Origin of the sequence: Sphingomonas sp. NPDC019816 (assembly GCF_050274375.1) — a bacterium.
In the GTDB taxonomy this organism is placed as follows: domain Bacteria; phylum Pseudomonadota; class Alphaproteobacteria; order Sphingomonadales; family Sphingomonadaceae; genus Sphingomonas.
This window is the reverse complement of record NZ_JBNNOB010000030.1, coordinates 24,769-31,089: the sequence shown is the minus strand read 5'-3', so window position 1 is coordinate 31,089 and position 6,321 is coordinate 24,769. Positions and strand designations below refer to the sequence as shown.

Sequence of the window (6,321 nt, the reverse complement as noted above, 5' to 3'; positions counted from 1 at the left end):
TTCCTCCTCGAATTCCTTCGTGAAACGTCGCTGCTTCGTCATCGAGTTCGCCTTTCACCTCAAGGGAACTCTCCACTTTTCCGGGGCAAGTCCAAAGTTCGTGGTATCGGCTACGCCCCAGCGGATGGTAGTTGGCCTCCGACGCGGTCGGCAGTGCTGACAAGGTGGGCCGGGTGGAATGCGTCGCCTCTGCGACTGTCGAGATCAAATCCGATCAGTTCTCGGAAGCAGCTTTCGATCGCTTCATCGGCGCCAGGACAGTCGGAACCTCGCGAATGACAACAACCTCGTCCGAGACCTTGCTGCTTTTTGAGGCGCCTTCGGCCGCCTGGATAGAAAACTCGAAGCCCGGGACTGTGCCGTTTGCAGCCTCGACAACGTAAGGCTTGAAGAGCCGGGTCAGGCTTTGATGGCCGATCTGGTGTTGTAGATCACCCAACCTTATCGACGTCACGCCGGAGAAGCGCAGGAAGCAAGCGACTTCATAGAGCCGACGGTTGATCGGGCTCAGCTGGAAGTAGCTGGGTGCGTATTGCATGACACTTCGATCCTTGAGGATCGCCCGGAACAGCCAATCGCACAGACGAACATTCACGGCCTTGAGCCTGCGCTCGCCGGTTCGCGTCTTGGTATATTGAAGGCGGGCAGTCTCGACCCAGGAGAAGAATCCCGCTTCGCCCTCGCCACCAGTCTCGATGTCAGTCTTGATCTGCGTGCTCTGCAGTCGTTCCAATGCCTCGTACAATCTTGTGTACGCGTTGGATGACGGTGTAGCGCCGGTGACCCGGAAGAAGTCATTGGCAGTGAACTGGAAGTTTTGGCTTACTGGCTCGCCGTTCTCGATCTTCGCAGCCATAAGGCTGGCGATGTAGAGGATAACCTCTTTATCGTAGATGTTGGCGACACCCTTATGGCCAGGCTGCACCTCGATACTGATCTCGCCGGTGCTGTAGGCAAGCGGCTTCATCCATGCCTGCTTCGTAAGGGCGAAGAAGGGGTATGCCATCAGCGATAGCTCGCCATGAACACCACCGCGTAGTGGGCTGTCCATGGAGAAGAGGTCGCCCTGCATCGGAACCACTGCGTCTTTGGCAGTGCCGGCCGGCGCCCGATCTTTCGACAGGCCTGGTTCGGCCGCCTTACTCTTCGGCATGACCAACTCCGTCGTCATCCAGTCGGCTCACGCGCGTCCGAACCGCGGCGACACCATAGGCGTAGGCGATACCACGAGCCGGTCGACCCGTAAGGCCGGTCATGGGGTGAGGCGTAGGCGATACCACGAACTTCAGGCGGGTTTCGGGCGGAAAACGCAGCCTTCCGAGGGGAGGGTGCCTGCCAGTTCGGTCCAACTTCGTACTATCGACTACGCCTACGAGACCCGCACCGGGGTTGGTCGGCTTCGTCGCAAACGACCGGGCCTGTTGAAAAATGCCGGACATGCCGGGTTGCTCCTTCGTTTCACCCCTGCCGAAAGGAGCGTCGCTATGATGGGACCAGCCTGTCGCGGTAAGCGGGAAGGGGCGTCCCGCCGCACCATAGAAGCCATGTTGCCCGCAGACCACCTGCTGCGTCGCGTCGATCGATGTCTCGACATCGGCGAGTTGAGACAGGCACTGGCCGGTCACTACAGCGCAAGGGGACGGCCATCGATCGATCCCGAACTCCTCATCCGCATGGCCTTGGTCGGCCGCATTTACGCGATCACGTCCGAACGGCGCCTGTGTGAGGAGCTGCGCTACAATCTGGCCTATCGCTGGTTCTGCCGTCTCGCGCCGGGAGACAAGGTTCCGCACCACTCGACGTTCAGCAAGAACCGGCACGGTCGTTTCCGCGATGCCGACGTGTTCCGGATCCTGTTCGAAAGCACGGTCCGACGCTGCATCAGTGAAGGACTGATTGGCGGAAAAGACGCCGCGATCGATGCATCGTTCATAGCGGCTGATGCGAGCTGGCAGCGCAAGACCGTTCCTGGCTACCTGCCGTATGTCGCCAACGCGTCGCGCGCGGTTAGGGAGTGGGTGCACGACACTGGAGATGCCGTCTTTGAAATGGCGCGCTCGAAAAGCTGCCAAGGCGTCTCTCGAACGGACCCTGCCGCGGCTTGGTCGGCGCGAACGGTGCGTGGCCGGTTCGGCTACGCCCTGAATGCGCTGGTCGACACCCCGAGTGGCGTCGCTCTCGATGTGAAGGCGACACCGGCTCGGTTCGCGGAGGAAGTTGATGCGGGGCGCGTCATGCTCGAGCGATCGGCCGATCGCTTTGATTATCGTCCCAAGCGGGTTGCGGCCGACAAAGCCTATGGCAGCGCCAACTTCCTCGGCTTCGTAAGGGATCACGGCGCAATCCCGCACATTCCGGTAATCGACCGTACGCAACAGACCAAGGGCAAGCTGCCGCGAACGGCCTTCAGCTATGATCGTGACATTGACAGCTTTACCTGTCCGACCGGAAAGCCGCTCCGACATCATGCCTTCCATCTGCCCACCGGCGTACACCGTTATGCAGCCGATGCGCGTGACTGCGAGGCGTGCGTGCTTCGGAAGAAATGCACGACGGCGCGGCGTCGTACCCTGGTTCGGCTGGACGATGAGGACGTCCGCGATCTTGCCAGAGCCGAAGTGGAAACCGGGCTCTACAAGCGGTCTATGCGGTTGCGGCGCGGGGTTGAACGGTTCTTCGCTGACGCCAAGGGTAAGCATGGCATGAGGCGGCTTCACCTGCGCGGTATCCGCGGAGCGGAAGAAGAGTTCCTGATCGGCGCGGCGGTGATGAATCTGATGGTCCTGGCGCGACCCCAGCGGCTGACGGGCAAGCCGCGCCGGGGAGTATGCGTCCCCGCAGCGCTGACGCCGGCTGCGATCTCGGCCCGGTCGATTGAACACGACGTGATCGCCTCGCCTGCTCGACGATATGCCTGATCGCTGAGGCGCGGCGTGATCTATCACGCGGCTTGCAGCCGTTCTTTGCGGTATGGCACACCGTCGAGCAGTGCCTGGCCCGGCGCCTTGGGCGTGCCGTCACCGTTCACGTACATATAGAGTGTCGTCGTCGTCATCCCGAGACGGCGCGCGACATCGGCTGCGATCGCGTTGCGATCGGACATGGCGGCCATCGCTATCGCCAGCGTTGCCTTGTCCATCTTGCGGGGTCGCCCTCCCATGCGCCCCCGCGCGCGTGCCGCGGCAAGGCCGGCCTGTGTGCGCTCGGCGATCAACTCGCGCTCGAACTCTGCAAAAGCGGCGAAGATGCCAAAGGCCAGGCGGCCGTTGGCGGTGGTGGTGTCAATCTGCGCGCCGGCGCCGGTCAGCACCTTCAACCCAATGCCGCGCTCACGCAGCGCCTCGGCGGTGATGACCAAATGCCTCAGGTCGCGTCCGAGGCGATCCAGTTTCCAGAGCACCAGTGTATTGCCGGGCTGCAATGCCTTGAGACAGGCAGTCAGGCCGGGACGTGCATCATGACGACCCGACGCGAGATCCTCATAAATGCGCGAGGCATCGACGCCTGCGGCGAGCAGCGCATCGCGCTGCGGTGCCAGCGTCTGCGATCCGTCAGCCTTGGACACCCTCACATATCCGATGAGCATCGCCACCCTGCCAGAAAAGATATCTGACACCCTGCAATGTGCTGGTGGTTTCCGCAACGGGTATTCCGACCACAAGGCAGGGGGGACGAGGCAAAAACAGCAATCGCCAGAAAACCGGTCGTTTTTCTTGTTGCCCAGTGACAATCACGATGAGCGCCTGCGCGTCATTGCAATGCGCGGTTGGGGTCTGCTTCGGGAGTGCGTACCCGGACCGGAAGCAGCCTCCAACCGCTTCGGCTTGATCTGCGGGTTGCCCTGCTGCCATCCTGCCGTGGCACCGTGGACGAGGCAGACCCTGATCGTGAGTGACAAGTTGTCATATCCTGTCGGCCCTTCAGGCCGGGGACGTTCGGCGTCAGTTTCTCACAAGTGCGGCAAACACTTCACGCATCTGGGTCGAGGGAGAGGGATCGTGCACTTCTTGAAGGATCGAACCGGACCACTGCGAGAGAAGGATGCGCGCCAGTTGGATGCTCGGCATCGCTGGCGTCAGGCCGGTACGCCTCAACAGATGGGAGGTGACGTCGGCGAAGGCGGCCTCGTACGCGACCTTGACCGGTTCGAAGCGCGTGCGGAATGGCGCATTGCGTCGTGCGTGAAGGTGAAGCTCAACCATCAGTACGGAATGACGCGCATCAACGGACAGGGCATCCAGGCTGCGCCCGATCGTATCCAAGATGGATTCTGCGGTTTGATGACGGGTATCCGCCACCAACGTGTCGAGCTTTCGGGCCAGGCTCGCCATGTGCTCTTCGACCAGCGTGAAGAGAAGATCGTCCTTGCTGGCGAAATACGAATAGAATGCGCCCTGCGAGAAGCCAGCGCGTTCGCAGATGCCGCGGATCGAGGCGGCTGCGACCCCGCTCGCGACGATCAGCCCGATCGCGGCGTCTAGCAGTCGCGCCCGCGTCTCCATCCGCATCTCGGGACGCTTCCTGCGGCCTGGCATCCCCCGCGTCGTTAGGGTCAGGACCCATTGATGTGAGCGTCGCGATCTGATTCCGGCTCCGCAAGGAGACCGGGATGAGTGACCTGTTTTGGCTGACGAACGAGCAGATGGAGCGGCTGCGGCCGTTCTTTCCCAAGAGCCACGGGAGGCCGAGGGTAGACGATCGGCGGGTGCTGAGTGGCATCGTATTCGTCAATCGCAACGGGCTGCGCTGGCGAGATGCACCCGGCGAGTACGGCCCGCACAAGACGCTGTACAATCGGTGGAAGCGTTGGGGCGAGGCCGGTGTGTTCACGCGAATGATGGAAGGTCTGGCTGCAGCCGGCGCCGAGCCGCAGACGGTCATGATCGACGCAACCTACCTGAAGGCTCACCGCACGGCATCGAGCCTGCGGGTTAAAAAGGGGATCTTGGCCGCCTGATCGGCCGCACCAAAGGCGGCATGAACACCAAGCTTCACGCCATCGCCGATGCGAACGGGCGCCCCTTGAGCTTCTTCATGACCGCGGGCCAGGTCAGCGACTACACCGGCGCGGCAGCGCTACTCGATGACATGCCGAAGGCGCAGTGGCTGCTTGGTGATCGCGGCTACGACGTCGACTGGTTCAGGGACGCCCTCCAGGCCAAAGGCATCCAACCCTGCATCCCAGGCCGCAGGTCGCGCAACGAACCGATCCGGTACGACAAGCGCCGCTATCGGCGTCGCAGCCGCATCGAGATCATGTTCGGCCGCCTCAAGGACTGGCGCGGGGTCGCTACCCGCTACGACCGCTGCCCCACCGCCTTCTTCTCCGCAATCGCCCTCGCTGCCACCGTCATCTTCTGGCTGTGATCAACGAGTCCTGACCCTAAGCGCAAAGTCCCATTCGAACTTCCGCCGCGCAAACAGCTAATAAAAGGATTGTCGGGGGTCGGCTTCAACTTGACGACGCGACGATTGCACGCCGCCTGAGCCCGTCGATGTCGGCCGATTGGGATACTGGCTGTTTAGTCTTTGCATCTGGTGGGCTATGAGGTCCCGCGATAGCTTCGAATCCTATACTCATTGGAATATCTGTCAGATGGAACCGCCCCGTCGCTTCGGACGACCGACATTGGAGGAAGCGGCAGGCCTGCGTAACCGGGTCATGGAAGAGACGCTGGGCCTGTTGCGCGTCACCGGTATCAGCGGCCTGTCAGTTGATGAAGTCGCGAGACTGGCTGGCGTCACGAAACGCACGATATATCGCCAGTTCGGTAGCAAGTCCGAACTTGCCGACATTGTAGTAGATCAGGAAATAGATAGACTTCAGGACGGTATTCTTAGTTCAACTAACGAAGCATCGCCTATCGGAAAGTTGCAATGCTGGGCAAGGTCGTTTTTCGATTATGTTGTCGAGCCAGATAACGCATCCTTTCTCAATTATCTGTGCTTCGAATCAATCGATGATCCGTGCCTGCGCTCGAAATTGTCTGGATGGCATATGCGAATGATGGATATTGCGCTTCAGTTGATAGGCCGTGCTCAGAAGCTGGGCGAATTGCCGTTGCTGCCGCCCGAGCGACTTGCGGGTTTGCTCATCGATCTGATGAACGGAGCGATGCATCGGCGACGCCTGCACCTCGATGAATTGCTGGTGTTCGTCGGACAGACGCAGGAAGATCATTTCCGCTCGCGATGGAATTGCTTCCTCGCGCTGGCGAACGGCGGATGTCCCTCGGACACCGGTTAACGGCACCGCCTTCCAAGGCGGGTGGTAGCTTGTACCGTTTCTGAAAGTATCCTATCGTGTGTACATGTTGAACG

6 protein-coding genes are annotated in these 6,321 nt (G+C 61.0%); 3 read left to right on the top strand and 3 right to left on the bottom strand.

Going from position 1 to position 6,321, the window contains the following annotated elements; translation table 11 throughout:
- Positions 1 to 214 precede the first annotated feature (214 nt).
- Positions 215 to 1,153 (bottom strand): replication initiator protein A, encoded by a 939-nt coding sequence (locus ACQKJZ_RS06975; RefSeq protein ID WP_286165232.1) that lies wholly within the window; start codon positions 1,151 to 1,153, stop codon positions 215 to 217.
- Positions 1,154 to 1,484: 331 nt separating this feature from the next.
- Between ACQKJZ_RS06975 and ACQKJZ_RS06970 the strand changes: the two genes are divergently transcribed.
- Positions 1,485 to 2,918 carry a transposase gene (locus ACQKJZ_RS06970; RefSeq protein ID WP_226341918.1) on the top strand — a complete coding sequence of 478 codons (1,434 nt, stop codon included), beginning with the start codon at positions 1,485 to 1,487 and terminating at the stop codon, positions 2,916 to 2,918.
- Between the two features lie 23 nt (positions 2,919 to 2,941).
- On the opposite strand, the gene ACQKJZ_RS06965 is transcribed toward ACQKJZ_RS06970, so the two are convergent.
- The gene (locus ACQKJZ_RS06965) at positions 2,942 to 3,586 is read right to left on the bottom strand and encodes a recombinase family protein (protein ID WP_038069700.1); all 645 of its coding nucleotides are present in this window, start codon (positions 3,584 to 3,586) and stop codon (positions 2,942 to 2,944) included.
- 355 nt (positions 3,587 to 3,941) lie between these two features.
- A complete protein-coding gene (locus tag ACQKJZ_RS06960) occupies positions 3,942 to 4,508 on the bottom strand; it encodes a TetR/AcrR family transcriptional regulator (protein WP_066689896.1) in 567 nt (188 codons plus the stop codon).
- A gap of 101 nt (positions 4,509 to 4,609) precedes the next feature.
- Here ACQKJZ_RS06960 and ACQKJZ_RS06955 point away from each other — a divergent pair.
- Positions 4,610 to 5,367 (top strand): IS5 family transposase gene (locus ACQKJZ_RS06955; protein ID WP_157092785.1). Its coding sequence is split into 2 segments (ribosomal slippage): positions 4,610 to 4,943 and positions 4,943 to 5,367, totalling 759 coding nucleotides; the frame shifts between segments, so codons are not numbered across the junction.
- A 229-nt stretch (positions 5,368 to 5,596) separates the two neighbouring features.
- Positions 5,597 to 6,247 carry a TetR/AcrR family transcriptional regulator gene (locus tag ACQKJZ_RS06950; protein WP_198158567.1) on the top strand — a complete coding sequence of 217 codons (651 nt, stop codon included), beginning with the start codon at positions 5,597 to 5,599 and terminating at the stop codon, positions 6,245 to 6,247.
- The last annotated feature ends 74 nt before the right edge of the window (positions 6,248 to 6,321 follow it).

Bases quoted from the DNA above. Each gene is read 5' to 3' on its own strand.
- ACQKJZ_RS06975 (WP_286165232.1), bottom strand. From the start codon at position 1,153: ATGCCGAAGAGTAAGGCGGCCGAACCAGGCCTGTCGAAAGATCGGGCG.
- ACQKJZ_RS06970 (WP_226341918.1), top strand. From the start codon at position 1,485: ATGATGGGACCAGCCTGTCGCGGTAAGCGGGAAGGGGCGTCCCGCCGC.
- ACQKJZ_RS06965 (WP_038069700.1), bottom strand. From the start codon at position 3,586: ATGCTCATCGGATATGTGAGGGTGTCCAAGGCTGACGGATCGCAGACG.
- ACQKJZ_RS06960 (WP_066689896.1), bottom strand. From the start codon at position 4,508: ATGCGGATGGAGACGCGGGCGCGACTGCTAGACGCCGCGATCGGGCTG.
- ACQKJZ_RS06950 (WP_198158567.1), top strand. From the start codon at position 5,597: ATGGAACCGCCCCGTCGCTTCGGACGACCGACATTGGAGGAAGCGGCA.